A 25,943-nucleotide genomic window follows, 5' to 3' on the forward strand; every position below is an offset into this window, starting at 1 on the left:
TATGCTCGTATATATGGATATAATTTCAAATTATTAGAAAAACACGGTGAAATCTATTTCTTTAGTTGTTATGATAGAACTAGGAAATGTGGGGTGTAGTAGGATGCGTCAAAAAGCACGAGATCTTTTTGAAAAACTAGGTTATCGGAAAATAATGATGGCAGGCATCTTGTTGACGAGCATCATTTTGTACGGATTTTTAATGGACTCGATTCAAAACGATACATATGATATCCGCTTATTTCAATTATCATCTGAAACAATACGTTCTGAGAAAACCGTAGAAGATCCAGTTAAGACTGAATTAGAGAGGCAACGTTTAACCGAAGAGGTAACGCCTAGTTATCAATTTGTGAGCGAGATTGTCGACAATCAAACAGCTCTAGTCGCGTCGTTATTTGGCTATATTTTAGATGTTAAAAAGACGCCTGAAACTGAAGAAGACCGGCTTACTCAGGAGGAAATGATCGATAAGCTGAGAGAAGATTTAAGATTGCTTGAAACGAGCGATAACGGGCTTCGCTTAACAGACGAAATGCTGAGTTCACTACTATCTTTGCCAGAAGAACGTCTATTAAGTGTTCAAAAAGAATTAAACGATTTACTGCAATCTTATTTGAACGAATCTATTCGTATAGAAGAAGTTGCGCGATATCGCACAGAAATTGAACAACAAATTCGCCGTAACGAAAATATTCCGAATGATATCATTCAAGCTACAGTGACTATTGGTCGTTTTGGTATTATTGCAAATGAGTTAGTGAACGAAGAGTTAACAGCAAAACAAATAGAACAGGTTCGCAACAGCGTAGAACCGACACGCATTTTACAAGGGCAAGTTCTAGTTCAAGAAGGCCAAGTAGTTGATCGAGAAGTTTACCGTCAGCTAGAACTAGCTGGAATGACTGAAGAACGAATGAATTATAAACCATTACTTGGGTTATTAATATTTGTGGTCATTGCAGTAGGGTTGCTTTTTATCGTCATATCTCGATCGAAGAAAAAGGATGAAAATAAAGTTACCGAAATGTTGGTCGTCATGGTAACACTTACTATTTCGTTAATATTAATGAAATTGCTATCTGTTATGAGTGATAATTTTGATTTGGTTATTTCTTTTTTCTTCCCGACAGCATTAGCAGGTATACTTGTTCGTTTGTTGGTCAACGAACGAGCGGCAGTTTATGTCACTGTTTTTGTCAGTGCAGCAGCGGGTATCATGTTGCCGAGCGGTTATTCGGCAATTTTAAAAGTAGATGTCGCTTTTTATATTCTTTTTGGCGGATTGACCGCGATTTATTTAATCGAACAAGCAGGTGGTCGTGGTCGTTTATTGCAGATTAGTTTGGCGGTAGCTGGTGCAAATATTTTGTTTGTTGCGTTTTATTTATTACTCGGTCAAACCCAATATAGTTGGTCGGAAATTGGTTTTTATTTTTCAGCTGCGGTTGTCTCTGGTTTGTTATCTGGGGCATTAGCAATTGGGTTTTTACCGTTTTTCGAATCGGCATTTGGAATGCTTTCAACGATGCGATTAATCGAGTTGTCCAATCCAAATCATCCTCTACTAAAAAGAATTTTGATAGAAACACCGGGTACTTATCATCATAGTTTGATGGTTGCAAATTTAGCTGACGCTTCTTGTGAAGCGATTGGTGCAGATGGACTTCTGGCAAGAGTGGGATGTTATTATCACGATATTGGCAAAACAAAATACCCGCAGTTTTTTATCGAAAACCAAGTAAATATTGAAAATCCACATGATCGTTTACCACCTGAAAAAAGTAGAGATATCATTTTGGCGCATGGTATAAATGGTGCACAACTATTAAAGAAACATAAAATGCCGAAAGAAATTATTGATGTTGCTGAGCAACATCATGGCACGAGTCTTTTAAAATTTTTCTATTACAAAGCAAAAGAAACCAATCCGAATGTTGATGAAAACACTTATCGTTACCAAGGTCCAAAGCCGCAAACAAAAGAAATTGCGATTATCTGTATAGCGGATAGTTTAGAAGCTGCGGTTCGATCGATGAAAGAACCAACATCAGAAAAGATAAAAAAATTGGTAGATTCCATTGTAGAAGATAAACTTAAAGATGGGCAGTTTGAAGAATGCGATATTTCTTTAAAAGAACTGAAAAAAGTAAAAGAAGTAATGTGTGATACGTTAAATGGAATATTCCATTCGCGTATTGAATATCCAAAAGAAACAAACTGACAGGAGGAACTGTTATGATAGCGATTGATTTTATGGATGAGACAGAAAGCTTGGATCAAAAAGAATTGGATTTTGTGAAAAAAATAGTAGAACACGCTGCGAAACAAGAAAAAGTCACGGATTCAGAAGTATCCGTGACTTTTGTAACCAATGAAATGATTCGAGACATTAACCGCGAATATCGAGGAAAAGATCAGCCTACTGATGTCATTTCATTTGCAATGGAAGAACTGGGGGAAGGCGAAACAGCGATCATCGGCTCACAAGAACCACGCATGTTGGGAGACATTATTATTTCTCTTGACCGAACTAAAGAACAAGCTGAGGATTTTGGACATTCTTTTGAAAGAGAATTGGGCTTTCTAGCAGTGCATGGCTTTTTACATTTATTGGGCTATGATCACATGACAGAAGAAGACGAAAAGAAAATGTTTTCTCGCCAAGAGGAGATCTTAGTCTCACTTGGTATTACGCGTGATAACCATGAAGGCGCGTAGATTTTTTCGTTCTTTCTTGTTTGCTGCTCAAGGAATCGGAACAGCTTTAAAACGTGAACAAAATATTAGATTCCATCTTTTAGCCGCTATTATTGTCGTAATTGCGGGGTGGTTGACAGTCTTATCATACACAGAATGGTTAGTAGTGATATTGTTAATTGCGGGTATGATTGCATTGGAAATGGTGAATTCGGCCATTGAACGAGTAGTGGATTTGGCAACAGCAGAACTTCATCCGCTAGCAAAACAAGCTAAAGACATGGCAGCGGGTGCAGTTTTGGTATTTGCAGTGGCAAGTGCTATAATTGGTTTACTAATCTTTCTACCCAAATGGTTATAAATTCGCAGAGGTGATAAAAATGGAAAAAGAACAATTATTGAAGCAATCGATAGAGGCGCGAAACAATGCATATGTACCTTATTCAAAATTTCCAGTAGGCGCTGCATTATTAACAGCGGATGGAAAAGTATATTTAGGCTGTAATATTGAAAACGCAGGTTATTCAATGACTAATTGCGCAGAGCGTACAGCCGTATTTAAAGCGGTTTCTGAAGGCGATAAGAAATTCGTAGCTTTAGCTGTGTCAGCTGATACGCCAGGTCCTGTATCGCCTTGTGGAGCATGTAGACAGGTATTAGCAGAATTTTGCTCACCAGACATGCCAGTTTACTTAACAAATTTAAAAGGTGACGTTCAGGAAACGACAATTAGTGAATTGCTTCCTGGCGCATTTTCAACGGAGGATTTAAAATATGCAGCCAGAGAATAACGGATTTAAATCAGGATTTATTTCAATCATAGGTCGCCCGAACGTCGGTAAATCGACGTTTCTTAATCGTGTCGTTGGGCAGAAGATTGCCATTATGAGTGATAAACCTCAAACAACACGAAACAAAGTTCAAGGCGTTGTGACTACCAATGATAGTCAAATGATTTTCATCGATACACCAGGTATTAATGAACCGCGTCATAAACTAGGTGACTTTATGTTGAAAGTCGCAAAAAATACGTTTCGTGAAGTGGATGTTTTATTATTCGTTGCAAGTGGCATAGACCGCGTTGGTAAAGAAGACCGTTACGTATTAGAAATGCTAAAAGACATTGATGTTCCGGTATTTTTAGTAATTAATAAAATCGATCAAGTGCACCCAGATAATTTACCAAAAATTATCGAGTCCTACAGCAAAGAATTTGATTTTGCAGAAGTGATTCCAATTTCAGCATTAGAAGGAAATAACGTTGAAGCTTTACTTACAAAGATTAATGAGCGTCTACCTGAAGGACCTCAATACTATCCAGCAGATCAAATCACTGATCACCCAGAAAGATTTATTATTTCTGAATTGATTCGTGAAAAAGCACTTCATTTGACGCGCGAAGAAATTCCTCATTCGATTGCAGTTGTAATTGAAAAAATTGCACCCGATTCAGAGAACAAAGACATGATTCGAATTCAAGCAACAATTATGGTCGAGCGCGATTCTCAAAAAGGTATTGTTATCGGTAAAAAAGGCGTATTGCTTAAACAAATCGGTACACGTGCTCGCCGGGATATCGAAAACTTGCTTGGATCAAAAGTCTATTTGGAGTTATGGGTGAAAGTTCAAAAGGATTGGCGCAATAAAGCAATGCATTTACGCGATTTCGGCTTTAGAGACGACGAATATTAAGGAGTCCTTCCCATGCAAAATCAAGTAGAGGGCATTGTCATTCGCACAATGCCTTATGGCGAAACCAATAAAATCGTCACCTTGTTTACAAAAGAAGCGGGGAAAATTACTTGTATGGCTAGAGGCGCGAAAAAACCTGCTAGTCGATTAGCGGCAATTACGCAAGTGTTTACTCATGGGAGTTTTTCTATCTATAAAGGAAAAGGCATGGGCACTATACAGGCGGGTGATCCGTTAGAATCACTACGGCATATTCGCGAAGACATTATGTCTACTGCTTATGCAAGTTATGTTACGGAATTAATTGATCGTTTAACTGAACAAGATGAACCGCAACCTGCCATTTTTAATATGTTGTATCAAGCCCTCCATGCGATCGACGAAGGGTATGATCCAGAAGCGATTACCTTGTTTGTCGAATGGAAAATGCTCCAAACAGCTGGATTAACACCAACACTTCATCAATGTGCTAATTGTGGATCGACTGAAGGAGAATTTGCCTTTTCGTTTCAGGAACTTGGATTTCTATGTCATCGTTGTTTTCATATCGATCGTTACATTATTCGATTGAGTCCAGCGCTGGTGAAACTAATCCGTACATTTTATTTTGTGCCAATTGAGCGCGTAGGTTCGCTGACCTTGAAAAAAGAATCGAAGAACTTACTGAAACAAATTGTTCGCACAATTTATGAAGAAAAAGCGGGGATTCGCTTAAAGTCGAGAAAGTTTCTTGAACAATTAGAACGAACTCCCGAATTTTTACCCAAAAAAGAAGAGTTGCCTAAAGACGAATAGTCTTTAGGCAACTCTTTTTTCATAGAAAAGAGTTGCTCAGGTCACTTTGGATATGGCTCTTGTTGAAAGCTAGGAAAATGAACTGCCTTTCGGCTTTGTCCAGCTCACAGACGTCCCGTTAGTAGACAAAAAAAGAAGTAGGGAATAGTCATTCCACTACTTCTTTTAGTAATTGTTATTGTTTCTGCCTTATGCCTGTCAGAGCTGAACGGTCGTTTCCGCTTTTCTGTGTCTAGACTCCAGTGCCTAGCTCTTCGGGACATAAGTCAACTTAGCTGCGTGGCAAAGAACACCACACTGCTAATCTGCCTTATGCCTGTCAGAGCTGACCAGGCACTTCCGCTTTTCTGACTTAAAACTGAATATGTTTTTCGATATAGGCTTGTACTTCAGCGATTGGCATACGTATTTGTTCCATTGAATCACGGTGACGCACTGTAACTTGACCGTCTTCTACTGAATCAAAGTCGTACGTGATGCAGAAAGGTGTGCCGATTTCGTCTTGGCGACGGTAACGTTTACCAATTGATTGAGACTCGTCATAATCCACCATGAAATGCTTAGCTAGTTCAGCGAATACGCCTGTTGCGCCTTCTGCTAATTTTTTAGATAATGGAAGAATAGCTGCTTTATAAGGAGCTAAAGCTGGATGGAACTTCAATACTGTACGTTTGTCGTCGTTTTCAAGTGCTTCTTCTGTGAAAGCATCTACTAGGAAAGCCAATGTCACGCGATCTGCTCCAAGAGATGGCTCGATGCAATAAGGCACGAAGCGTTCGTTCGTTACAGGGTCGATGTAATTAAAGTCTTCTCCTGAATGTTCCATATGGCGTTTCAAGTCGAAATCAGTACGATCTGCAATACCCCAAAGCTCGCCCCAGCCAAATGGGAATTTGTATTCGATATCAACAGTTGCGTTTGAGTAATGCGAAAGTTCGTCTTCGTCATGCTCGCGCAAGCGCATATTGTCTTCGTTCATATCTAAGTTCAATAGCCAGTTTTTACAGAAATCGCGCCAGTAAGCGTACCATTCCAAATCTTCACCAGGTTTGCAGAAAAATTCAAGTTCCATTTGTTCGAATTCACGTGTCCGGAATGTAAAGTTACCAGGTGTGATTTCGTTACGGAAACTCTTACCGATTTGTGCAATACCAAAAGGCATTTTTTTGCGCATAGAACGTTGAACGTTTTTATAGTTAACGAAAATACCTTGAGCTGTTTCTGGGCGCAAGAAGATTTCGTTTGTTGAAGCTTCTGTAACACCTTGGAATGTCTTGAACATCAAGTTGAATTGACGGATGTCTGTGTAGTCTAATTTGCCACATGTAGGACATTTTACTTCGTGTTCTTGGATCAATTCTGCCATACGATCAAACGACAAGCCATCAACAATCAATTCAATGCCTTTTGCATCCAAAGCATCTTCGATTAATTTGTCTGCACGGTGGCGAGTTTTACAGCTCTTACAGTCGATCATTGGGTCGTTAAAGTTACCGACATGTCCAGAAGCTACCCACGTTTTCGGGTTCATCAAAATAGCAGCGTCAAGTCCTACGTTATAAGGAGACTCTTGAACGAATTTTTTCCACCATGCTTTTTTAATATTGTTTTTTAGTTCAACACCAAGTGGACCATAATCCCACGTGTTCGCTAAACCGCCATAAATTTCAGAGCCAGGGAATACAAAGCCTCTGTGTTTTGCTAATGCTACTACATCTTCCATTGACATAAAATTACCTCCATAAAATAAAAAATCGTACTCGCCCTCGGACATAGTTACATGCCCGAGGACGAGTACGTTTAGACCCGCGGTTCCACCTCGATTGACTGCGATGTGCAGTCCACTTTAAAATAAAAATAGCTCGGGATCGCCGTTTCCTGTTAGTGTAGGCTTTCACTATCCCTACTCGCTAAAATTACAGTACTCATTTATCCGTCATTGCCTATATTGAGTTCGTTTATAATTATATCATGACAATGTTTTCTTCGCAATATACCGTTCATTAGTATATAATAATTGATATTGAGTATAACATATATCTATTTTTGAGGCGGTGAGTCCAATCGAACTCAATAAACGACAAGAAGAAATATTACAAATTGTAAAAGGGAATGGTCCGATTACTGGCGAACAGATTGCGGATCGCCTAAACTTAACAAGATCAACGCTTAGACCGGACTTAGCCATTTTAACGATGGCGGGTTTTTTAGATGCCCGTCCCCGCGTTGGTTATTTTTATTCAGGTAAAAAACCAGGACAAGATGTTACCGATACGATGAACAATATGAAAGTAAAGGATTTTCAGTCAATACCGGTTGTTGTTCGAGAAGATGTGAGTGTATACGATGCCATCAGCCAAATGTTTTTAGATGATGTTGGGACACTTTTTGTTGTGGATAAAAAATCGCATCTAGTAGGAGTGTTATCAAGAAAAGACTTGTTGCGAGCAAGTTTGGGTAGCCAAAACTTATCGAGTATTCCCGTACATATTATTATGACGCGTATGCCCAACATTACATATTGCGCTAGAAATGAATCACTGATTCAAGCAGCGCATCGTTTGATCAATCAACAAATCGATGCACTGCCAGTAGTAGAAGAACAGCCAGACGGCTTTAAAGTTGTCGGTAGATTAACTAAAACGAATATTACTCGTGCGTTTTTATCGTTATCTGAAAACCACGATTTGTGAGGTGTCAATCATGAAATCACTGCGATTATTTATTGTATCCGATTCCGTTGGTGAAACAGGAGAACTGGTCGCGAAAGCAGCAATTAGTCAATATTTGAACGCAGATCAAAATGCAGTTTTAAAACGGTTTCCTTATATCGATTCAATTGATCATCTACAAGAAATCGTCAAATTGGCTGTCGCACAAAAAGCGTTTATCGTTTATACATTAGTTTCGCAAGAATTACGCGATTATATGCAGTCTGAAACAGCTAAGTTTCGTGTGACGGCAGTGGATTTAATGGGACCATTATTAGATGCACTCGAAAATGAACTGAATGCATCACCCTTGCAAGAAGCAGGTTTAGTCCGCAAACTTGATGATGATTATTTTAAAAAAGTAGAAGCCATTGAGTTTGCGGTTAAATATGATGATGGAAGAGACCCACGTGGCATTTTGATGGCGGATATTGTATTAGTGGGAATTTCTCGAACATCTAAAACACCATTATCTCAATATTTAGCACACAAGCGCTTAAAAGTGGCTAACGTACCACTCGTACCGGAAGTCGATCCACCAGAGGAATTGTACCAAGTAGATCCGAAAAAATGCTTTGGTTTGGTTATTTCACCAGACAAACTCAACTATATTCGAAAAGAAAGATTGATTGCTTTAGGTTTGAACGATGATGCAAATTACGCGAAAATCGATCGTATTCACGAAGAAATTAAACATTTTCACAACGTAGTCGATCGCATTGGTTGCGAAATCGTTGATGTAACAAATCGAGCTGTAGAAGAAACGGCAAATTTGATACTCGGCAAACTCCAAAAATGATTTTTGGGAAAACCACCTTTAGAGGCGGTTTTTCTTTCTTTTTGGTGGATTTTTTCATTAATAAGTTTTATAATGAAGAATTGTGGCTAAAGCTTACTAATGGATAAATAGTTCGCTTTAACTTTTTGTCGAAAAATGAAGGATTTTGTCTTTGTATCACGAATTACTTAAGTTAAGCAAACAAAGATGGTGAAAAAAATGTCCAGTAGAGTTCCTGAAGAAGTTATTGAAAAGATTCGGTCCAGCACAGACATAGTTGATGTTGTTGGTGAATATGTCCAATTAACAAAAAGAGGTCGCAATTGGTTTGGCCTTTGTCCTTTCCATGGAGAAAGCACACCATCTTTTTCAGTTACAGCCGATAAGCAGATTTTTCATTGCTTTGGTTGTGGAGCTGGTGGCAATGTCATCACTTTTCTGATGGATATTGAAAACATAACGTTCCAAGATGCCTTGTCAAGATTAGGGAGTCGCGCTGGCATTGATGTCGATATACAAGCCCCTGCCGATTCCGGTCCGGTGCAATCAAAAGAAGATCAACAATTGATTTTGATGCACGAGTTTGCTGCGGACATGTATCACCATATTTTATTGAATACGGAAGAAGGCCAAGCGGCATTGGACTATTTGGAAAATAGGGGCTTTACTCGAGAAATTATCGAGAAATATAGAATCGGTTGGTCACTTCCAGAGTGGAACTATATGGCTTCTTCATTAAAACGAAAAGGTTTTTCTGATGAAGAATTAGAAAAGAGCGGATTAGCGATTGCGCGTGAGCAATCAAGCGGCTATTTTGACCGATTCCGTGGTAGAATCATGTTTCCGATTATGAATGAATCAGGCAAGGTAATCGCCTTTTCTGGAAGGGTTCTTGAACATACAAAGCAAGAAGCCAAATACATGAACAGCCCTGAATCTCCGATTTTCCAAAAAAGCCAAGTGCTTTATAATGTACATCATGCTAGAAGCGCTATACGCAAAAATAGAAAAATCATTTTGTTTGAAGGGTTTATGGATGTGATTGCAGCGGGTAAAGCAGGTGTTGATAATGCTTTAGCAACTATGGGCACATCATTAACTGCTCAGCACATTCGACAAATGAAGCGTTTTGCTCAAGAAGTCGTCATTTGTTTTGATGGAGATGATGCTGGATGGGAAGCTGCAAAACGAGCTGCCATTGCTTTGAACGAAGAAAATTTTAAAGTGGAAGTAGCAGTGTTACCCGGGAAAATGGATCCTGATGATTACGTTCGTGATAACGGCGCTGAGGCTTTTAAAGATCAGATTATCGGTAAACCACACGCATTTATCGCATTCGCGATGATGCACGCCCGAAGACATAAAAACTTTCAGTATGAAAACGACCTGTTGCAATACATACAGGAAGTGTTGCAACTTTTAGCGGGTAGATCCTCGCCTTTAGAGCGAGATTTATATATAAAACAATTATCAGTGGAAACTGGATTGTCTCAAGAAGCTATCCTGCAGCATTATCGGAAATTAGAAAATAAGACAATTGAACGAAACCGTCCTGAACCATCGGTCATTAAGACACCTAAAAAAGAGCCGAAAAGGATTACTTCATTGCATAGAGCCGAGCGGATGCTCTTATCTCATGCATTGGCTGATCCAATGGTAATGCATAAATTAGTGGTCGAAGACAATGGAATTCCCTTCGTCAGTGAAGAATTCCAGGCGCTATACGTTCAATTGCTCGGTTTCTATGAGGAATGGGATAAAGCAGATTTCCATAAATTTCTGGAGACATTGCAAGATGCAGAACTCCGCAAATTAGTTATGGAAACCGCATTATCCGAACGCGATCCGGAACATGCGGACGAAGAAATTGCCGATTGTTTAAAGCATTTGCAAAAACATCGGATCGAGCAGCAAATCAATTTAAAAATCCAGCAATCAAAAGAAGCGGAAAAACAGCATGACTTAAAGCGCGCTTTACTTCTTGCACAAGAAGTGATTGCTTTACGAAAATCATTGTAAGTTAATTCCGGTTTTTTTAAAGGAGGAAGTCACATGGCTGAGAAATCTGAACGCCAAACTGAAGTTGAAGCAAGCAATGTTCCATTGACTACTGAAGGTCCGGAAGCAACTGTTGAAGAAGCGAAAAAACAGCTAATTGAAGCAGGTAAAAAAACCGGAGAACTCAATTACGAGCAAATTGCTGACAAATTAGCGGTTTTCGAAATGGAATCCGATGCAGTTGAAGAGTTTATCGATCAATTAGAAGGACACGGCATCGAATTGGAGCGTAAATCCGACGATGAAGAGCATTTAGACCGTCTTATGAAACCAACTGAAGATAAATTCGATTTAAATGATTTAAGTGTTCCACCTGGCGTTAAAATTAATGATCCTGTCCGTATGTACTTGAAAGAAATTGGACGTGTGGATTTATTAAAAGCTGAAGAAGAAGTGCGTTTAGCAAAATTGATCGAACAAGGTGACGAAGAAGCGAAAAAACGCCTTGCAGAAGCCAATTTACGTTTAGTAGTAAGTATTGCAAAACGATATGTTGGACGTGGAATGTTGTTCTTGGATTTAATCCAAGAAGGGAACATGGGCTTGATCAAAGCTGTTGAGAAATTTGACTACTCTAAAGGATTCAAGTTTAGTACGTATGCAACTTGGTGGATTCGTCAAGCAATTACTCGCGCGATCGCTGACCAAGCCCGGACTATTCGTATTCCAGTTCATATGGTTGAAACGATTAACAAACTGATTCGTGTACAGCGTCAGCTGTTGCAAGATCTTGGCCGTGATCCTTCTCCGGAAGAAATTGGAGAAGAAATGGATTTACTTCCCGAAAAAGTTCGTGAAATCTTGAAAATTGCTCAAGAGCCCGTATCACTTGAAACGCCTATCGGTGAAGAAGATGACTCGCACTTAGGTGACTTTATTGAAGATTCAGATGCACAATCACCATCTGATCATGCTGCTTACGAATTGTTGAAAGAACAGTTAGAAGATGTTTTGGACACATTAACTGACCGCGAAGAAAACGTATTGCGTTTACGTTTCGGTTTAGATGATGGTCGTACGCGAACATTAGAAGAAGTAGGCAAAGTATTTGGCGTAACACGTGAACGTATTCGTCAAATCGAGGCAAAAGCTCTACGCAAACTGCGTCATCCATCTCGTAGCAAACGTTTAAAAGATTTTCTTGAATAATAAAATATACAAGAGTCGCATCGGGTTTTATACAGATGCGGCTCTTTTTTATCGAGCAAATAATAGGAATTCGAGTTAAAGCTTGAATTCGTCTTAATTTTCCCTATATAATGATAGTTGTAAGCGTATTCATGACAAAGGGGATGTAAAACAAATGAATTTCGATTTGACACAAGAACAACAAATGATCAAAAAGACTATTAAGGAATTTTCTGATAAGGTGGTGGCACCAGGGGCCATTGATCGCGACCGTTCTAAAGCGTTTCCAACTGAAATTTTTAAACAGCTGTCTGACATGGGGATGATGGGCTTGCCGTTTGATGAAAAGTACGGTGGATCGGGAGCGGATACAACGAGTTTTGCTATTGTGACAGAAGAATTGAGCCGCGTTTGTGCTTCTACTGGAATTACCTATTCTGCACATATTTCACTTGGTGGTGCGCCGCTAAATTTATTTGGAACTGAAGAGCAAAAAGAAAAATACTTAGCGCCGATTTGTACAGGCGAATCATTTGGTGCTTTCGGGTTAACAGAGCCGAATGCAGGATCAGATGCAGGAGGAACAGAAACTCGTGCAATTGAAGACGGTGATGATTGGGTCATAAACGGTTCGAAAGTATATATTACAAATGCTAGTCACGCGAAGCATTTAGCCATCACAGCAATTACTGGAATGGAAAATGGCAAGAAAGAAATTAGTGCGATTATTGTACCGACCGATGCAGAAGGCTTTACAGTCATTGATAATTACGAAAAAATGGGTCTGCATTCTTCAAACACAACAGAATTAGTATTAGAAAATGTCCGTGTGCCAAAAGAAAACTTGTTAGGCAAGCGTGGAGATGGCTTTAAGCAGTTCTTAGTAACATTAGATGGTGGTCGTATTGGTATTGCTGCTATGGCTGTGGGGATTGCACAGGGGGCGTTTAACAAAGCGCTTGCTTATTCTAAAGAACGCAAACAGTTTGGAAAAACTTTATCTGAGTTTCAAGTAACGCAATTTAAACTTGCTGACATGGCCATGAAAATAGAATTGGCTCGTAACATGGTTTACAAAGCTGCGTGGCTAAAAGATCAAGGTCGACCGTTTACAAAAGAAGCTTCTATGGCAAAGTTATATGCCTCTGAAATTTCGATGGAAGTTGCTTCTGAAGCGATTCAAATTCACGGCGGCTATGGTTACATGAAAGAATATGAAGTAGAACGATATATGCGCGATGCAAAATTGCTGGAAATCGGTGAAGGAACATCTGAAATTCAACGCATGGTCATTGCACGCCAAATCGGTTGCTACTAAAAAAGTAAGCCCTGCAATTTGCAGGGCTTACTATATTTAAAAGATTTAATTGAAAATTAAACAACTAAAAACAAGTGAAAGTCGTGTCAAATGAAATTAAATTACCGTTTTTGTCACAAACAAGGAAAAGTTATCTGTTAAGACTTTTCGTTTCAATGATAATACAGTACAATAATGAATGATACGAATAATATCATCAAGCAGAACTTAGTAGAGGGAGGGGTAACGGATGCAAAAAAATGCAATTGTACCTTATATCTTAATCATGGCGTTCGGTATTGGTTTAATTTTCTTCTTGTCAGTACAAGGAGTAGGTAACGAAGCTGAAATCGCTGAAGAACACGCAACAGAAGAAGGTGGCGGAGAAGAAGCTGCAGAAGGCGGAGAAGAAGCTGCTGGAGATTTCGATCCAGAAGCTACAGCTCAAGCAAACTGTATTTCTTGTCACGGTTCAAGCTATGAAGGCGGAGTAGGTCCATCATTAGTAGCTACAGAACTTCCACAAGAAGATATCGAAGACATTTTGGTTAACGGTAAAGGCGGTATGCCAGGCGGACTTGTTGATGAAGCAAACGCGGCAGCAATGGCTGAATGGGTATTATCACTCGAATAGCATCTGAAAACCCTTAGTTCTTTAAGAGCTAAGGGTTTTTCTGTTAAATTAGGAGGACCAATATGAATGCTCAACAATTATCACATCGGTTAACAAGGGTTGCCAATCACGTACCAAAAGGTGCAATAGTCGCTGACATTGGCAGTGACCACGCATACTTGCCATGTTATTTGGTATTAAATGGCGTTATTGACAAAGCCGTTGCTGGAGAAGTCGTTAAAGGTCCATTTGAATCGGCGCAAAAACAAGTTCAGCAAGAACAGTTGACTGAAAAAATTGAGGTCCGATTAGCAAGTGGACTCGATGCAATCTTGCCTGAAGACGGGATCACAACCATTACAATAGCGGGCATGGGTGGTCCTTTAATATGCTCGATATTAGCACAAGGTAGCGAAAAATTAACAGGTGTAGCAAGGTTAATCTTACAGCCAAATGTTCACGCCAAAGCAATTCGTGACTGGGCCGTTTTAAATGACTGGAATATCGTAGAAGAAGAAATTTTGAAAGAAAACGAAAAAATATATGAAATTTTAGTCCTTGAAAAAGCAGAGTCACCTGTATCATGGTCTCCTCAACAATTACTAATGGGACCAGAGCTATTAAAACATAAAACAGCAATTTTCCATGAAAAATGGATGCGTGAAAGCGCACAATGGAAAAAAATTGTGGCTTCAATGGAAGCAACCGCACAAACCATTGAAATTGTGGAGAAAAAACAAGAACTCGTTAAAAAAATACAATTAGTAGAAGAGGTGTTGCAACGTGAAAATTCCTAATGGACACCAAATCATTGAGGAATTCGAAAAGTGGTCACCAAAATATTTAGCGATGGAAAATGATCCAATCGGCTTGCATGTAGGTACATTAAACAAGAAAATTGAACGTGTTTTAGTTACCTTAGATGTTAATGAAGAAGTCGTTGACGAAGCAATTGCTAAAGGCGCAGGGTTGATTATCGCTCATCATCCCCCAATTTTCCGTCCATTAAAAAACTTGCAAACTGATTTACCACAAGGCCGGTTAGTAGAAAAGCTCATTAAGTCGGATATCGCGGTATATGCAGCACATACCAATTTAGATGTGGCTGTAGGTGGTGTCAATGATTTGTTGGCTGAAGCACTTGGTTTGCAAAATACTAAAGTATTGGTTCCGACTTATGAAGCGGAATTAGTAAAAATTGCGGTATTTGTTCCAGAATCTCATGAAGAAGTAGTTCGAGAAGCCTTAGCTAAAGCAGGAGCCGGGGCAATCGGGGATTATGAATCTTGTAGCTACACCTTATCTGGTACAGGTCGTTTCCGGCCGACAAAAGATGCAGATCCTTATATTGGAGAAACCGGTAAAATGGAAGTGACTGCAGAATCAAAAATAGAAGTAGTTGTACGCAAAAACGAAAAAGATCGTGTGATTAAAGCGATGATTTCTGCACATCCGTATGAAGAAGTGGCTTACGATGTCCTTGCATTAGAAAACAAGGAAACGGCAATGGGCTTGGGGCGTGTAGGTACGCTTGAAACACCAATGACCTTAGACGAGTTTGCACAGTGGGCAAAACAACAATTAGACGTTCCTTCGCTTCGTGTTGTAGGCGCTGCTGATGCAGTGGTCAAAAAAGTAGCTGTACTCGGTGGCGATGGCAATAAATACATTCAACAAGCAAAGCGTTCAGGTGCAGATGTATACGTAACAGGCGATTTGTATTTCCATGTAGCGCAAGACGCTCAAGACATTGGATTAAACGTTATCGATCCCGGTCACCATGTTGAAAAAGTGATGATCAAAGGTGTTGTGGACCATATGTCTAAACAGCAACCCACGTGGCAATGCGAATTTTTACCATCTGAGACGAATACAGAACCTTTCCGGTTTATGTGAGAAGAAGCTGCGGCTTCTTCTTTTTTTATGCAGATTTTAAAGAAGATCTATAGTAATAGTTAAAAACTACGTACTTTAAGATTAAAGAAAAGCGTCCGTAAAAGCATCCGAAAAAAACGAACGTTCGTCAATTGTGTTGATACGTTTCCGAACGACTTTTTAATGCTTTTATAGCAGGTTGTGGAGTGTTCGTAAAGGTGTACTTTTACGAACGGTTTTCTGAGGGAATCTCATAACAGAAATATAACGAAGTAGAATTTCAGAAAGTTCTGTATATAATCAAAAATAATGGATATAATTGGTATGATGAAAAAAACAAATAAATCTACTGCTTGAAATGGGGTGGACAACTTATGGAGATATCTTTAATTTTATTACAAGAAGTCGATGCAGAAGCGTTATTTAAGTTTGAGTCTGAAAATCGATGGTTTTTTGAAAAAATGGTTCCAAGTCGAGGAGACGATTACTATTCTTTCGAAACATTTATAAGAAGACATCAAGAATTGCTGAAGGAACAAAAGAAGGGTCTTTCTGATTTTTACCTGATTACCAACGATTCTGGAGAAATTGTAGGAAGAATCAACTTGGTTGATAAAAAAGATAACATAGGAGACATAGGATTTAGAATAGGAGCAACATACGTGGGAAAGGGAATCGGAAATCAGGCATTAAATCTACTATTGAAAACTGATTTAAGTGTGAAACAAATACGTGGGAAAACGACGACTGTTAACCATGCATCGCAAAAGGTGTTAGAAAAAAATGGGTTTAAGCAAGTTCGAGTAGATGAAGAAGAATTCGAAATGAACGGGGAAATAATGAATTTTGTACATTATTTGTGGGGAAAGGAAAAAACTCGTTTGTAAAAGAGAATGAATTAATTTTATTGCTACTCAATTTATAAAAATATTAAGAAAGTCTGTCCTACGTTTCAATCAGATTCGAACCTGCTTATTTAAAGTTTGAGACCAATATAAGGTTAAGAAATTTGACTAAGTGAATGTAACAAAAGCGAAGATAAGCTACATTCAAACCTAGTTAAAATATTAAAAAATATTGTTTAGACAAAAATGAAATATAGGGAGTTTATGATGAAAAAAAATACAAGTTCTATCATCGTGATTTTGGCATTGATCAGTTTTTTAATTGCGACGTTTTTTTTCCAATACGAATATTTATTTCTAACCCGTATTGTTTCACTTATCTTCGCAATCGTTTATTTAGTAATTGAAGTGAAGCAAGAGTATTTCTCATCACACAAGCCATTATTTATTCTTTTCAGTATCATCAGCATGTTAGCTTTAACTGTCAGTATTTTGTTCGATGAAACGTTTGGGACGGATGCATTTAATGCTAGAATTTTTTTGAGCTTGATATTTATGTTTAGTCTTCTAGTAATTAGCTATAGAGATTTATACGAGACAAACAACGGTCCAAAATAGGTTCGGTTCAATTCCTACTGTATTTATTAGGCTAGTGAATGCAACTTACATCTCAGGATTTTTGGATTTTACAAATTCTATCGCGAGGGTACGGCACAAAGTGGAATTTAAATTTTTTAACGATTAGAGGAGGGGGAAATCATGAAAAAATTGCTAGTAATTTTATTAATTTCTGCTTTACTATCGGCATGCAATTCGTTTGAGTCTACACCGAGTATCGAAAAGTTGGAAGCAACACCAAAAGATGTTCAAGAGGTAATTGAACTGGTGGATCCAGCTTCTTCCCTTTCACTACAGGCTATTACAAAGAAGGGAAACATAACCTATATCATTTATCAATCAACGGCTTCTGTAACAGCTTCACTTGAAAAACAGGGGGACAAATTAAACGTAAAATTAGTGACTAAGCCAAAGCATAGCAACGAGATCGAACAGCATGTATTTGAGTTAATCGGAGACGAGGAAACGGAAACAATTGACGTACTCGTAAACGGTGAATCGACACCCTTAGCTATGCATGCTGGTTTATAAAAGGATAAATTTTAAAAGGCTGTCACTGTAACTTAATAACAAGCAATTTACACTTAAAAAGCAGATAAAGGAATCTTTTACCTATTCTTTTTTATTATCCTCTTAGAATCAGTAAGGAAGTAATCAAGCACCAGAAGCTGATTAAGCAGCTAAATCAGCTAAATTTTGGCCTTATATTCAAAGAAGTCGGACCTTCAAAAACCACAAGTGGTTTACATTGAATCTTTCATAACAAATCCACTTGTGGTTTTAAAAGGAATATTACTGCATATAATTTAATTATCGATAGCTGAGCAATCGTAAATTTCATTAAACTACTGGTAGCCGTTTCATTGAATTTGAATGTAACTTAAGTGCAGTTAAGTTACATTCAGTGCCGCTAAAAATAGATTATTTCCATAAAATGTTATAGTCGAATTAGATATTAATCTGAAAATGGCAGGAGGAATATCTACATGTCTTATTTAAACGAAATGGTATATTCGATTGCCAATATTAACCCACTTATTCTCGTATTCATTATTTTGCTAGTGTCATTGATATGTGGAGCCGTTACCTTCTTTTTGAAAAAAGACGAGAAGCTATTTTGGTCTCTCTTTGCTATTACGTTTGCTGATTTATTCTTAGGATTTTTCTTCTTAATTTCTATAAACGTTTATATTGGTTTAATTCTTTTGTTTCTTTTGCTAGCAATGATGATAAAAAAGTATTTAAAAGCGAGAAGGAAGGCAATAAACTAATATGATTTATTATTTAGCGATCAATCGAGTTTTTAAGTGTTGAATGTAACTTAATGTGAATTAAGTTACATTCAAATCGAGGAAAAAAAACAGCAAGATTCCTGGAATCGCTCAACGTGGAGGAGACTTTTCCTCTTGTCATAAATAGCCAAAACCCATGTAATTACGAAAGGAGGAAATTATGCTAGCTGTTCATTTTAATGACTGGAGAAAAAATCTTACCAAGAAAGATAAAGAGCGAATGCATGAAATAAATATATTCGAATTGATTTTTTCTAGGAAGGTTACAGAGTTGGGCATGACCATTGAAGGATATGAATTGGTCAAAGTTTTTTGTTTAGGGAATGAACGAAGCCCATATTCTCTCACACAACAACCAGAGATTAATCGGATTCAAATTAAAGCACCTTATAACTTCCAAGCGTTTTTTTCCTTAGAATCCACTGAAGCGAAGTTCGAGGAATTTAAGCGCCTGATTCATTTATATGTCGTTCCCGTTTTACTTGAATTTTCCCTTCTGTCACAGAGTGAGGTTTTAGAACTAGTAAGCCTTGCGCTGGATCAAATTCCTTCTCAAAATTATGAAGTTGTGTTTTTAGCAGGCAAAACTCCAAAAAAGAGTCCTAGCCGAAAAAAAGTAGCGTTATTAAAAGGCGTTCATCGCGTCGAAGGGTTTCAGCTATATTGTGAAGTCTATGATGCAAGAGGAATGCAAATTGTAAATAAACTGCTGGCGGAAGAAGTGGGGGTAGAACAGGTATACTCCAGGTTTTTAGGGGAATTGAAATGGCAAAGTGAATCGTTAATCGTTGTCAAATCCCCATATAGCAGTTGGCAGGCCACCATCGAAGTTTAGATTTTTGAATGTAACTTAATAGCAATTAAGTTACATTCAAAAAGGCCAAGCAAGGGAATTCATCCCTCACTTGGCCTTTACCGTGATTCTCATAAAAACGTTATAAAATAATTTACTATCCGCGATTAAATTAAGCACACATATGTGTTAATTGATTATTCATCTTCTGGCATATCAGGGAAAACAATTGTTTTTTCGTTTATTAATAATTTAGGATTTAAATTATAATTTGTATGAAGAAAATCAATCTTATCGTCTTCAAACTGAATAACTGCAATCAAAGCATTCTCGTAATCAACAACTGCAACCTTATTCGAATTAAGATATATTTCACTTTCCGGGTGCATCTCTATAAACCAACCATTTTTACAATCAAATTTTTTCATTTTCATTTCTCCTTATTTATATACTTAAGTTATTACTTTAAAATAACATAAAAGGAAATATTCTTGCGTGAAAGATAACTAGAAGCCTACGGGTTCTTTTTTATTATATTTGAATGTAACATAACTCTAATTAAGTTACATTCAGTCTCCCTATTTCATTCGCTTTGCTATAAAATCCATCAAAACCAACTTCAAATGAAAATATGATACATTCAAAAATCGGTGCCATGAAGTTAAAAATTCGAATTTCGATAGGATCCAGGTTTAGCTATCAAGCATTATGAAAAGAAAAAAGCTTGTAAATACGGTATTGGAATTATTGAAATCTTTAGTAACCAGCTTTGTATTTGCTACGAATCGATTGCTGCTTATGAGATGATTTCACGGACACCACATGGTCGTGGCAGGATGTCTGATACTAGATATCACTCAAGACCATAAGGAGGAGATTATTGAATGTTATTTAGAGGCTTTAATTTTAAAGATCGTTCACCCCAACACCATAAACCTAAACAAGGTCAATTTTATTTTGAAACCAACTGCATTGTTTATCTCTTTGAACAGTTCTTACCTAAACTTCATTTTGATGATGTAAGTAGTGTCCAATTTGAGTGTTATCCAAATGCTGAATTGGCTTGTCAACCCGTCATCATGGACGGGTTATTACCTGTAACGATTCCATATGATGTAAGTGATTTCTACCAGCTATCCGATTTAGAGAAAAAGAAAAAGACACTAGACCTGATGATGGATGGACTAAAAGTTATTTGTAAAGACAAGGATTGGGATGAAGAGCCATTCTTATATGCGTATCAAAAGGTAGCCGAAAAAAATTATACATTCAAAAAAACGTATAAAAAGCCAAAATCCAGTCCCAACCGTAAATTGAAAGCGAAAATTGAAATAGAGATTGGGATATATGATTGTACGGCTTCACTAGTAGTTGAAGATAAAGAACAAAAGCACATCTATTCAGAAGTCCTTTATCAAGAAAAGCCAAGATTCGACTTGCTCTATCCATTATTGGGAGATATTAAATGGGTAGGTAATAATGAAGTCAGGGTTCATGAAAGAAAACCATGTGAACATCAGTTTAAAACAGTTTATTTACAGTGAAAAAAAGCGCAAATTCATATGTCAGAACTTCTAGAATAATATTTTACCGATGATCGATAGAGTTCTTAATCGCCAAAAGGAAAAAAGCTCAACTATGAGCTCTTTGCCTTTTTGGTTTGTCAAAGTGTACTTTTACGAACGCTTTTATTTCCATAATTATCTAGCTATTCATTTGGAATTTAAGTATATTAAACCAAGGGGTTCCATTTTAGTCTTAAAGGTATTAAAAAAAGAAAGCTTTTAAAAAAGTCCGATGAAATTTTTGATGCAAAGATTAGAATGTGTATGTAACTTAAGTACAATTAAATAAAATTTAGAATCACACCATCGTCAACTAGATAAAACTTTCTGTCATTAAGGGGACTTAGAATATGAAAATGTATTTAAGGTATATTTTTTTAATAGTAGTAATTTCTATTGCTGCCATAGACACTTGGGGAGAAACAAGTAAAACTATTATGTATGTAATAGCCCTTATAAGTACACTTGCCCTAATTATTATGGAAGTAAGAGAGAAAAGTGAAAGTTAATAAGGAGGGAAGATGCGAACACTATCACATTTTCTCTCATCTTTAGTATAGGTGTGTGTTTTCGAACACTTTTATTCGAGAAAGCAATGCTGATTATTCCATCTCCATATTATGGGGATTGATGTTAATCTAAATGTAGAGAATGTTTGAAACTGAATGTAACTTATGTGCAGTTAAGTTACATTCATAGGAGTAAAATAAGAATATATAAAGATCTTCCATTTTCACTATAAACTTTACTTTTAGGAGATGATTTTTTGTTGCATAAAATTAAAGTTTTTTTTGGCATAATTACAATTTTTTTGGTGCTTTTCAAACTTATTTCCCCTGATTTCGAACCTTTTACTGGTTTTATTTTTGCATGGATGGGATTGTTTTTCCTACTTTTAGGTGGAGAGGAATTTCAAAAGAAAAACAAATTTTTAGGCATCGTTTACGGGTCTGGAGGCATATTTTTAGTTTTACTAGTCCTAATGCAGTAGATGATCAGTATTGAATGTAACTCAATGTGAATTAAGTTACATTCACATCCTAATGAAAGATCTAATTAGAACATACCGAAAAAATCAGTCGTAAATAATAAAATGAGAAGCACAAGTATAAAAACTAATTGGCCAATCGTATAAATATAGGCATTGGGGTTTTTGGCATATTTCTTTTCCATGATTGCTCTTACTATTTCAGTTATGAATACAAGTCCAAACAATAAAAACCACGGCTCCAAAAGTAAGTAAGATTCACCTAGAGGTCTGGATACATTAATGAAAAACCCTAATACTATTAAAGTCATAAAGAAAATTCTGATACTCCAGTCGATTTTCTTGTGTTGGTTATTTACATGATTATGTGAGAACGCTTTTGGTTTTTCGACTCCTAACCACCTTCGCAAGATAGCATTAAATAAAGCCATTAACACGAATAAAATGATTAGTAAGAGCAAAAAATGTAACCAGAAGGTTGGTTCAATTTCATACATGAAATGTCCTCCCTTTTACTTAATTAGTTATAATTATTATACTAATAATTTTCCATTAAAACTTCATTTTTTCAAAAAAGAGGAATTAAATATTTTTTCACTTCCTTGATTCTACTGGCTTCACAAAAAAATCATACATTCAGAATGCTGTTCTGTAAGCTTTCAAAACTTGAATCTCAACAGATGTAGGTTTACATATCGCAGCTTATCGGAAGTTTATAAAATCAAAATGGAGAAGGTGCTGGTCTTAAGCATCTTCTTTTTTCATTCATGTAGGTGCACTTTTAAGGACGGTTAATAAAATATATGGCAAAGAAGAAAGACTAAACTGGATTGTAAGAATTCCCTGTTTTTTGAATGGGTTTATATGGTATGTTGAGGAGAAAAAGAGTTGCTGAAATACGAAGTTCTAAAGGAGAAATGCTATGAAAAAGAGATTATTTATTTTCTTTTCGTCACTAATTGCTTTAATTACTATAGGTTACCTCATATTCCTGTTCATGTTTTATTATGAACCCACTCCTAGTAAAGACAATGTTGAAGAAATGGTAAGCGCAAAAGATCTTACGGAATTCGGGGAGGTTGAGGGATCATATCTACTAACTCCAAGAAACTATGGTTTTTACAATAAAGATAGCATTTATATCGTAGAACAGTACTTAGAAAAAGGTGAGGAGTATAATCAGCAATATGTATTAATAGAAGAGGGTTTGGAATTAACGGAGGATGATAAGCAGACTATCAACCAAATCCATGCTAAAGATGAATTGCAAGCTGGTTACGTAGATGATCTAAAAGTAATATCAAAGCATCGAATGTCTGTCTATAAAAATAATGAAAAAGTTGAAGAAAATTGGCTTTTTAAAATTACCTATAAAAATGATGAAGATTACTTTTTGACTTTTATTCATTCCGAAAATATAGAAGTAGGTAAATTTAATTTTTTTACCGAAGGATATGAACAGTTTCTACAGTTTTAGTGTATTGACATTTTACTGATTTGAAAATTAGCTCTGCGTAAAGAATATTGGAAATTTCCTTTTCATATAACGATAAAATTTTTAATTAGTGCCGGCAGTCAGTATACCTAATAACATAGGTTTACATATCATGAGTTATCGGTAGTACGACAGAAATGAAGTAAAATGCCTATTAAACTTTTATTTCCAAATAAGTGAAACAATTATCAGATAACTCCGTATAGTAGTTATACCGATTTGTTTTTAAAAAAAGGGGGAATTTATTTTGAAACGATTTTTATATTATTTTGTTTGGACACTGACAATTGGATTCATACTTTATATTGGAATGCAGTTACAGGATCTAGTAGTTGAAAGATCTCAAATGACATTTAATCCTTTTCCATTTCAGGCCTATATGGCTTTATTTTCAGTGGTTATCGGCTTACTGATTCGCATGCCTAAATTTTTACTGCAAATAAAGAAAAGAGACTCTTTGACCTATGATTGGATTAAATTCACTGCTATCGGATTACCCACGCTCTATGTGGTAGTAATGACTTTCCTTCCGTTCTCACCTCTAGGAGAAGGTTGGCTTCCTATTCCAAGTTTTCTTCTCTTTGGCGGAGCGACTATCCCTACAATTGCCGGATTAGTTTTTGGCTATATAGTATTGGCGAGTTTCAAAGCTACAAATGCTTCAAAGTCTAAAGTGAATGTCTAACAGCGATTTGTAGTAATATCTTTCTGCAATTAAATCATTCTACTTTCTGTTATCGTCGACTTATTTATTAAGTTACTCCAGTTTATATATGACATCTTATCTGAAGAAGGAACTTGTTTGAAGTTTACATTTGTGAACATGTTCTTTTACGAAAGCTTTGAACAAGAAGAATCTATGAAATGTAAACGACGATTTTGTCATTATGCCTAGTTAAATTGGAATCTGTAATTCGATACACGAATAAGGAAAGTTTTGATATTTTCAAAATTAGGAGAAGAGGGATATTTAAATTGAACAAAAGGGGAACTGGATTAGTTTTATTGCAACTGCAGCGTTATTGTTTTCTTCAAAATAGATAGCTGGGCTATATTTTGAATCAACACGACTTCTTGGAATGAGGAATTGTTTAAATCGATGATTTCCAATATCGGAAGACCATTGAGTATAATGAGTTTTTGGGCATTATTAATTGGATTCAGCTATCTCGGTTGGGCAGAATTTGAAGAGATAATTTCGAAAAAAAGGCTAATGCTTTATAGAATTCAAAACGCCAAGACCCTCTAAGTTTCATGGCGTTTTTAGCGTAGATGAATGTAATTTAAATGTAGTTAAATTACATTCAACATGAAATGGAGAAGAATAGGAATATGAAGAATATAGGATTGAAAATGATATCGATCATACCTATTATTTGGTACTTGTTATAGTTGAGATAGATGCAAGTAGAAAATGCTTAAAAAAGAGAGGTGCTAAATGGAAATCTTTATTACTGCCTTATGTAGTATCTGGATAGCGTTTTTATTATATCTACTCATCGAGAAAAAATTGACTAAGCGAGACAAACTACTTCTCTATTTCAATATCGCAGCCCTTCTTTTTATTCTAAGTATGTCATCTTTATATTAAACACTCTAAAGATCGCAATGTTACGGAAGTAATAGTAATATGCATGTCAATTTCTTGGTTTAGATAAATTTATATTTTAGCATGCTCTATTCATCGCAATGGTATTGAGCACGAGTATATAAAATGGATACCCCAGCGCTCCACCAATCGTCAAAAGGCCAATAACAGGATTTGGTTCATCTCCACCGTAAGTTATCGGAAAGACATAAGCAAATATCAATACGAAAAGAACAAAATTAGGTAGCCATAAAATTGCAGTTACATAGTTTACTTTTCTTTCTTCTAACCAATTTGTAGTAAGGAAATAAACTAATATAGTACCGCCCGTAAATAGAGAGAGTGAGCTTATATTAGTTATCGTATTCACTGTAGCAAGATCCCATTCGGTGAGTCTGCTGATTCGATAACCATTTAGCATCAGTTCAAATGGAATAAACACAATAAAAGCATATAGCATACTAATCACATTTAACTTTAGAAAGTAGCTCATCTAAAAACCCCCTAGTCGTAGTTCTTGTGAAATTTGTAAATGTTTTCAATAGAATAGACCTATTAATCTTTAACAATGTTTCAATTTATTTCAAATAAATCAATTTTAAAAAATATCATAAATGCTTTTAAAAAGTAAACTCATAAGGAGGAGTAGAGTGGATATAACTCAATTGGATATAAAAGAAATCAAGTACTTAAAAAAGAAAAAGCTAATTCAAGATAATATTTTTATGTTGTTAATCTTTCTATTCCTAATTTATTTTGCTAGTAATGAGAGGCATTCTTTCATCATTGGTTCATTTTTCGTGTACATATGGATAGCGGTAGCTTTTGTGATGTATACACTAAAAACAGGAAAACACATTGGTACGAAAACTAGTATATATGTGAAAAGATATGATAGAAATAAGATAGGCGAAAAGCGGTGGAAGCGCAACAAATTAATTGAACTATTCATTATTGGTATCATAGGTATTGGTATTGGATTCGTATTCATTTTTGAAAATATCAATACCGTAGGTGCGAATATTCCTAGTTATTATTTCCCGTTTATTGGATCGTGGATTGGTTTTAATTTAGGTGAAATAGGAAGAATGAGCAAGTTACAAGAACAATAA

Annotated in this window: 29 protein-coding genes; 25 read left to right on the forward strand and 4 right to left on the reverse strand. The window is 36.6% G+C overall.

Features of this window, described 5'->3' with window-relative positions; all coding sequences use genetic code 11:
* Nucleotides 1-103: 103 nt before the first annotated feature.
* From PLANO_RS06645 to recO, 6 genes are read left to right on the forward strand one after another with little or no spacing between them, the layout of a single operon-like run.
* Nucleotides 104-2,224 (forward strand): HD family phosphohydrolase, encoded by a 2,121-nt coding sequence (locus tag PLANO_RS06645; RefSeq protein WP_038703684.1) that lies wholly within the window; start codon nt 104-106, stop codon nt 2,222-2,224.
* 14 nt (nt 2,225-2,238) lie between these two features.
* Complete coding sequence (gene ybeY, locus PLANO_RS06650) at nt 2,239-2,721, forward strand: rRNA maturation RNase YbeY (protein WP_038703685.1); 483 nt, start codon at nt 2,239-2,241, stop codon at nt 2,719-2,721.
* Nucleotides 2,708-3,061, forward strand: coding sequence for a diacylglycerol kinase family protein (locus PLANO_RS06655; protein ID WP_038703686.1), 354 nt, complete (start codon nt 2,708-2,710; stop codon nt 3,059-3,061). The genes ybeY and PLANO_RS06655 overlap by 14 nt, the downstream gene beginning before the upstream one ends.
* Nucleotides 3,062-3,080: 19 nt before the next feature.
* Nucleotides 3,081-3,491 carry a cytidine deaminase gene (locus PLANO_RS06660; RefSeq protein ID WP_038703687.1) on the forward strand — a complete coding sequence of 137 codons (411 nt, stop codon included), beginning with the start codon at nt 3,081-3,083 and terminating at the stop codon, nt 3,489-3,491.
* Nucleotides 3,475-4,392, forward strand: coding sequence for a GTPase Era (gene era / locus PLANO_RS06665; protein WP_038703688.1), 918 nt, complete (start codon nt 3,475-3,477; stop codon nt 4,390-4,392). Before PLANO_RS06660 ends, era begins: the two co-directional genes overlap by 17 nt.
* A 12-nt stretch (nt 4,393-4,404) precedes the next feature.
* A complete protein-coding gene (recO, locus tag PLANO_RS06670) occupies nt 4,405-5,187 on the forward strand; it encodes a DNA repair protein RecO (RefSeq protein ID WP_038703689.1) in 783 nt (260 codons plus the stop codon).
* A 352-nt stretch (nt 5,188-5,539) separates the two neighbouring features.
* Here the strand turns inward: recO and PLANO_RS06675 are convergent, their stop codons facing one another.
* Nucleotides 5,540-6,916: a glycine--tRNA ligase gene (locus PLANO_RS06675; RefSeq protein WP_038703690.1), complete on the reverse strand. Its 1,377-nt coding sequence runs from the start codon at nt 6,914-6,916 to the stop codon at nt 5,540-5,542.
* A 325-nt stretch (nt 6,917-7,241) separates the two neighbouring features.
* Between PLANO_RS06675 and PLANO_RS06680 the strand changes: the two genes are divergently transcribed.
* The 13 genes from PLANO_RS06680 to PLANO_RS06740 all read left to right on the forward strand — a co-directional run bounded on the left by PLANO_RS06680 (nt 7,242) and on the right by PLANO_RS06740 (nt 19,237).
* Entirely contained in the window at nt 7,242-7,880 is a 639-nt protein-coding gene (locus PLANO_RS06680; RefSeq protein WP_038703691.1) for a transcriptional regulator CcpN, read from the forward strand.
* A 10-nt stretch (nt 7,881-7,890) separates the two neighbouring features.
* Complete coding sequence (locus PLANO_RS06685; protein WP_038703692.1) at nt 7,891-8,697, forward strand: pyruvate, water dikinase regulatory protein; 807 nt, start codon at nt 7,891-7,893, stop codon at nt 8,695-8,697.
* 198 nt (nt 8,698-8,895) lie between these two features.
* Entirely contained in the window at nt 8,896-10,695 is a 1,800-nt protein-coding gene (dnaG, locus tag PLANO_RS06690; RefSeq protein ID WP_038703693.1) for a DNA primase, read from the forward strand.
* 33 nt (nt 10,696-10,728) lie between these two features.
* Complete coding sequence (rpoD, locus tag PLANO_RS06695; protein ID WP_038703694.1) at nt 10,729-11,883, forward strand: RNA polymerase sigma factor RpoD; 1,155 nt, start codon at nt 10,729-10,731, stop codon at nt 11,881-11,883.
* Nucleotides 11,884-12,037: 154 nt separating this feature from the next.
* The gene (locus PLANO_RS06700; RefSeq protein ID WP_038703695.1) at nt 12,038-13,180 is read left to right on the forward strand and encodes an acyl-CoA dehydrogenase; all 1,143 of its coding nucleotides are present in this window, start codon (nt 12,038-12,040) and stop codon (nt 13,178-13,180) included.
* Between the two features lie 229 nt (nt 13,181-13,409).
* Entirely contained in the window at nt 13,410-13,793 is a 384-nt protein-coding gene (cccA, locus tag PLANO_RS06705; protein WP_038703696.1) for a cytochrome c550, read from the forward strand.
* A gap of 62 nt (nt 13,794-13,855) precedes the next feature.
* Nucleotides 13,856-14,569, forward strand: coding sequence for a tRNA (adenine(22)-N(1))-methyltransferase (locus PLANO_RS06710; protein ID WP_038703697.1), 714 nt, complete (start codon nt 13,856-13,858; stop codon nt 14,567-14,569).
* Entirely contained in the window at nt 14,556-15,668 is a 1,113-nt protein-coding gene (locus PLANO_RS06715) for a Nif3-like dinuclear metal center hexameric protein (protein WP_038703698.1), read from the forward strand. The genes PLANO_RS06710 and PLANO_RS06715 overlap by 14 nt, the downstream gene beginning before the upstream one ends.
* A gap of 353 nt (nt 15,669-16,021) precedes the next feature.
* Nucleotides 16,022-16,534, forward strand: coding sequence for a GNAT family N-acetyltransferase (locus PLANO_RS06720; RefSeq protein ID WP_038703699.1), 513 nt, complete (start codon nt 16,022-16,024; stop codon nt 16,532-16,534).
* Between the two features lie 225 nt (nt 16,535-16,759).
* Nucleotides 16,760-17,110 (forward strand): hypothetical protein, encoded by a 351-nt coding sequence (locus PLANO_RS06725; RefSeq protein ID WP_038703700.1) that lies wholly within the window; start codon nt 16,760-16,762, stop codon nt 17,108-17,110.
* 141 nt (nt 17,111-17,251) lie between these two features.
* The gene (locus PLANO_RS06730; RefSeq protein WP_038703701.1) at nt 17,252-17,641 is read left to right on the forward strand and encodes a hypothetical protein; all 390 of its coding nucleotides are present in this window, start codon (nt 17,252-17,254) and stop codon (nt 17,639-17,641) included.
* 455 nt (nt 17,642-18,096) lie between these two features.
* Nucleotides 18,097-18,381: a hypothetical protein gene (locus PLANO_RS06735; protein WP_038703702.1), complete on the forward strand. Its 285-nt coding sequence runs from the start codon at nt 18,097-18,099 to the stop codon at nt 18,379-18,381.
* Between the two features lie 181 nt (nt 18,382-18,562).
* The gene (locus tag PLANO_RS06740; protein WP_038703703.1) at nt 18,563-19,237 is read left to right on the forward strand and encodes a hypothetical protein; all 675 of its coding nucleotides are present in this window, start codon (nt 18,563-18,565) and stop codon (nt 19,235-19,237) included.
* A gap of 155 nt (nt 19,238-19,392) precedes the next feature.
* Here the strand turns inward: PLANO_RS06740 and PLANO_RS06745 are convergent, their stop codons facing one another.
* A complete protein-coding gene (locus PLANO_RS06745; RefSeq protein WP_038703704.1) occupies nt 19,393-19,623 on the reverse strand; it encodes a hypothetical protein in 231 nt (76 codons plus the stop codon).
* Nucleotides 19,624-20,079: 456 nt separating this feature from the next.
* Here PLANO_RS06745 and PLANO_RS15680 point away from each other — a divergent pair, with 456 nt between their 5' ends.
* From PLANO_RS15680 to PLANO_RS06755, 3 genes are all read left to right on the forward strand, one after another.
* Nucleotides 20,080-20,739, forward strand: a complete 660-nt coding sequence (locus PLANO_RS15680; protein WP_052124289.1) for a hypothetical protein — start codon at nt 20,080-20,082, stop codon at nt 20,737-20,739.
* A 371-nt stretch (nt 20,740-21,110) separates the two neighbouring features.
* Complete coding sequence (locus PLANO_RS15950) at nt 21,111-21,269, forward strand: hypothetical protein (protein ID WP_156108887.1); 159 nt, start codon at nt 21,111-21,113, stop codon at nt 21,267-21,269.
* 260 nt (nt 21,270-21,529) lie between these two features.
* On the forward strand, nt 21,530-21,751 hold the full coding sequence (locus PLANO_RS06755) for a DUF3953 domain-containing protein (protein ID WP_156108888.1): 222 nt from the start codon (nt 21,530-21,532) through the stop codon (nt 21,749-21,751).
* A 65-nt stretch (nt 21,752-21,816) separates the two neighbouring features.
* Here the strand turns inward: PLANO_RS06755 and PLANO_RS06760 are convergent, their stop codons facing one another.
* The gene (locus tag PLANO_RS06760) at nt 21,817-22,245 is read right to left on the reverse strand and encodes a DUF4181 domain-containing protein (RefSeq protein ID WP_038703706.1); all 429 of its coding nucleotides are present in this window, start codon (nt 22,243-22,245) and stop codon (nt 21,817-21,819) included.
* 425 nt (nt 22,246-22,670) lie between these two features.
* Here PLANO_RS06760 and PLANO_RS06765 point away from each other — a divergent pair, with 425 nt between their 5' ends.
* Nucleotides 22,671-23,225: a hypothetical protein gene (locus PLANO_RS06765; RefSeq protein WP_038703707.1), complete on the forward strand. Its 555-nt coding sequence runs from the start codon at nt 22,671-22,673 to the stop codon at nt 23,223-23,225.
* A gap of 265 nt (nt 23,226-23,490) precedes the next feature.
* Nucleotides 23,491-23,928, forward strand: a complete 438-nt coding sequence (locus PLANO_RS06770) for a hypothetical protein (RefSeq protein ID WP_038703708.1) — start codon at nt 23,491-23,493, stop codon at nt 23,926-23,928.
* Nucleotides 23,929-24,910: 982 nt separating this feature from the next.
* Here the strand turns inward: PLANO_RS06770 and PLANO_RS06775 are convergent.
* Nucleotides 24,911-25,324, reverse strand: coding sequence for a hypothetical protein (locus tag PLANO_RS06775; protein WP_038703709.1), 414 nt, complete (start codon nt 25,322-25,324; stop codon nt 24,911-24,913).
* A gap of 157 nt (nt 25,325-25,481) precedes the next feature.
* On the opposite strand from PLANO_RS06775, the gene PLANO_RS06780 reads away from it, so the two are divergent.
* On the forward strand, nt 25,482-25,943 hold the full coding sequence (locus PLANO_RS06780) for a hypothetical protein (protein ID WP_156108889.1): 462 nt from the start codon (nt 25,482-25,484) through the stop codon (nt 25,941-25,943).

It is taken from the genome of Planococcus sp. PAMC 21323 (assembly GCF_000785555.1).
GTDB lineage: Bacteria > Bacillota > Bacilli > Bacillales_A > Planococcaceae > Planococcus.

Coding starts and splice junctions, on each gene's coding strand:
- recO (WP_038703689.1), top strand. CDS start 4,405: ATGCAAAATCAAGTAGAGGGCATTGTCATTCGCACAATGCCTTATGGC.
- PLANO_RS06710 (WP_038703697.1), top strand. CDS start 13,856: ATGAATGCTCAACAATTATCACATCGGTTAACAAGGGTTGCCAATCAC.
- PLANO_RS06730 (WP_038703701.1), top strand. CDS start 17,252: ATGAAAAAATTGCTAGTAATTTTATTAATTTCTGCTTTACTATCGGCA.
- PLANO_RS06700 (WP_038703695.1), top strand. CDS start 12,038: ATGAATTTCGATTTGACACAAGAACAACAAATGATCAAAAAGACTATT.
- rpoD (WP_038703694.1), top strand. CDS start 10,729: ATGGCTGAGAAATCTGAACGCCAAACTGAAGTTGAAGCAAGCAATGTT.
- PLANO_RS15950 (WP_156108887.1), top strand. CDS start 21,111: ATGAAAATGTATTTAAGGTATATTTTTTTAATAGTAGTAATTTCTATT.
- PLANO_RS06765 (WP_038703707.1), top strand. CDS start 22,671: ATGAAAAAGAGATTATTTATTTTCTTTTCGTCACTAATTGCTTTAATT.
- PLANO_RS06660 (WP_038703687.1), top strand. CDS start 3,081: ATGGAAAAAGAACAATTATTGAAGCAATCGATAGAGGCGCGAAACAAT.
- PLANO_RS06735 (WP_038703702.1), top strand. CDS start 18,097: ATGTCTTATTTAAACGAAATGGTATATTCGATTGCCAATATTAACCCA.
- PLANO_RS15680 (WP_052124289.1), top strand. CDS start 20,080: ATGTTATTTAGAGGCTTTAATTTTAAAGATCGTTCACCCCAACACCAT.
- era (WP_038703688.1), top strand. CDS start 3,475: ATGCAGCCAGAGAATAACGGATTTAAATCAGGATTTATTTCAATCATA.
- PLANO_RS06775 (WP_038703709.1), bottom strand. CDS start 25,324: ATGAGCTACTTTCTAAAGTTAAATGTGATTAGTATGCTATATGCTTTT.
- dnaG (WP_038703693.1), top strand. CDS start 8,896: ATGTCCAGTAGAGTTCCTGAAGAAGTTATTGAAAAGATTCGGTCCAGC.
- PLANO_RS06720 (WP_038703699.1), top strand. CDS start 16,022: ATGGAGATATCTTTAATTTTATTACAAGAAGTCGATGCAGAAGCGTTA.
- PLANO_RS06745 (WP_038703704.1), bottom strand. CDS start 19,623: ATGAAAAAATTTGATTGTAAAAATGGTTGGTTTATAGAGATGCACCCG.
- ybeY (WP_038703685.1), top strand. CDS start 2,239: ATGATAGCGATTGATTTTATGGATGAGACAGAAAGCTTGGATCAAAAA.
- PLANO_RS06725 (WP_038703700.1), top strand. CDS start 16,760: ATGAAAAAAAATACAAGTTCTATCATCGTGATTTTGGCATTGATCAGT.
- PLANO_RS06645 (WP_038703684.1), top strand. CDS start 104: ATGCGTCAAAAAGCACGAGATCTTTTTGAAAAACTAGGTTATCGGAAA.
- PLANO_RS06655 (WP_038703686.1), top strand. CDS start 2,708: ATGAAGGCGCGTAGATTTTTTCGTTCTTTCTTGTTTGCTGCTCAAGGA.
- cccA (WP_038703696.1), top strand. CDS start 13,410: ATGCAAAAAAATGCAATTGTACCTTATATCTTAATCATGGCGTTCGGT.
- PLANO_RS06740 (WP_038703703.1), top strand. CDS start 18,563: ATGCTAGCTGTTCATTTTAATGACTGGAGAAAAAATCTTACCAAGAAA.
- PLANO_RS06675 (WP_038703690.1), bottom strand. CDS start 6,916: ATGTCAATGGAAGATGTAGTAGCATTAGCAAAACACAGAGGCTTTGTA.
- PLANO_RS06685 (WP_038703692.1), top strand. CDS start 7,891: ATGAAATCACTGCGATTATTTATTGTATCCGATTCCGTTGGTGAAACA.
- PLANO_RS06760 (WP_038703706.1), bottom strand. CDS start 22,245: ATGTATGAAATTGAACCAACCTTCTGGTTACATTTTTTGCTCTTACTA.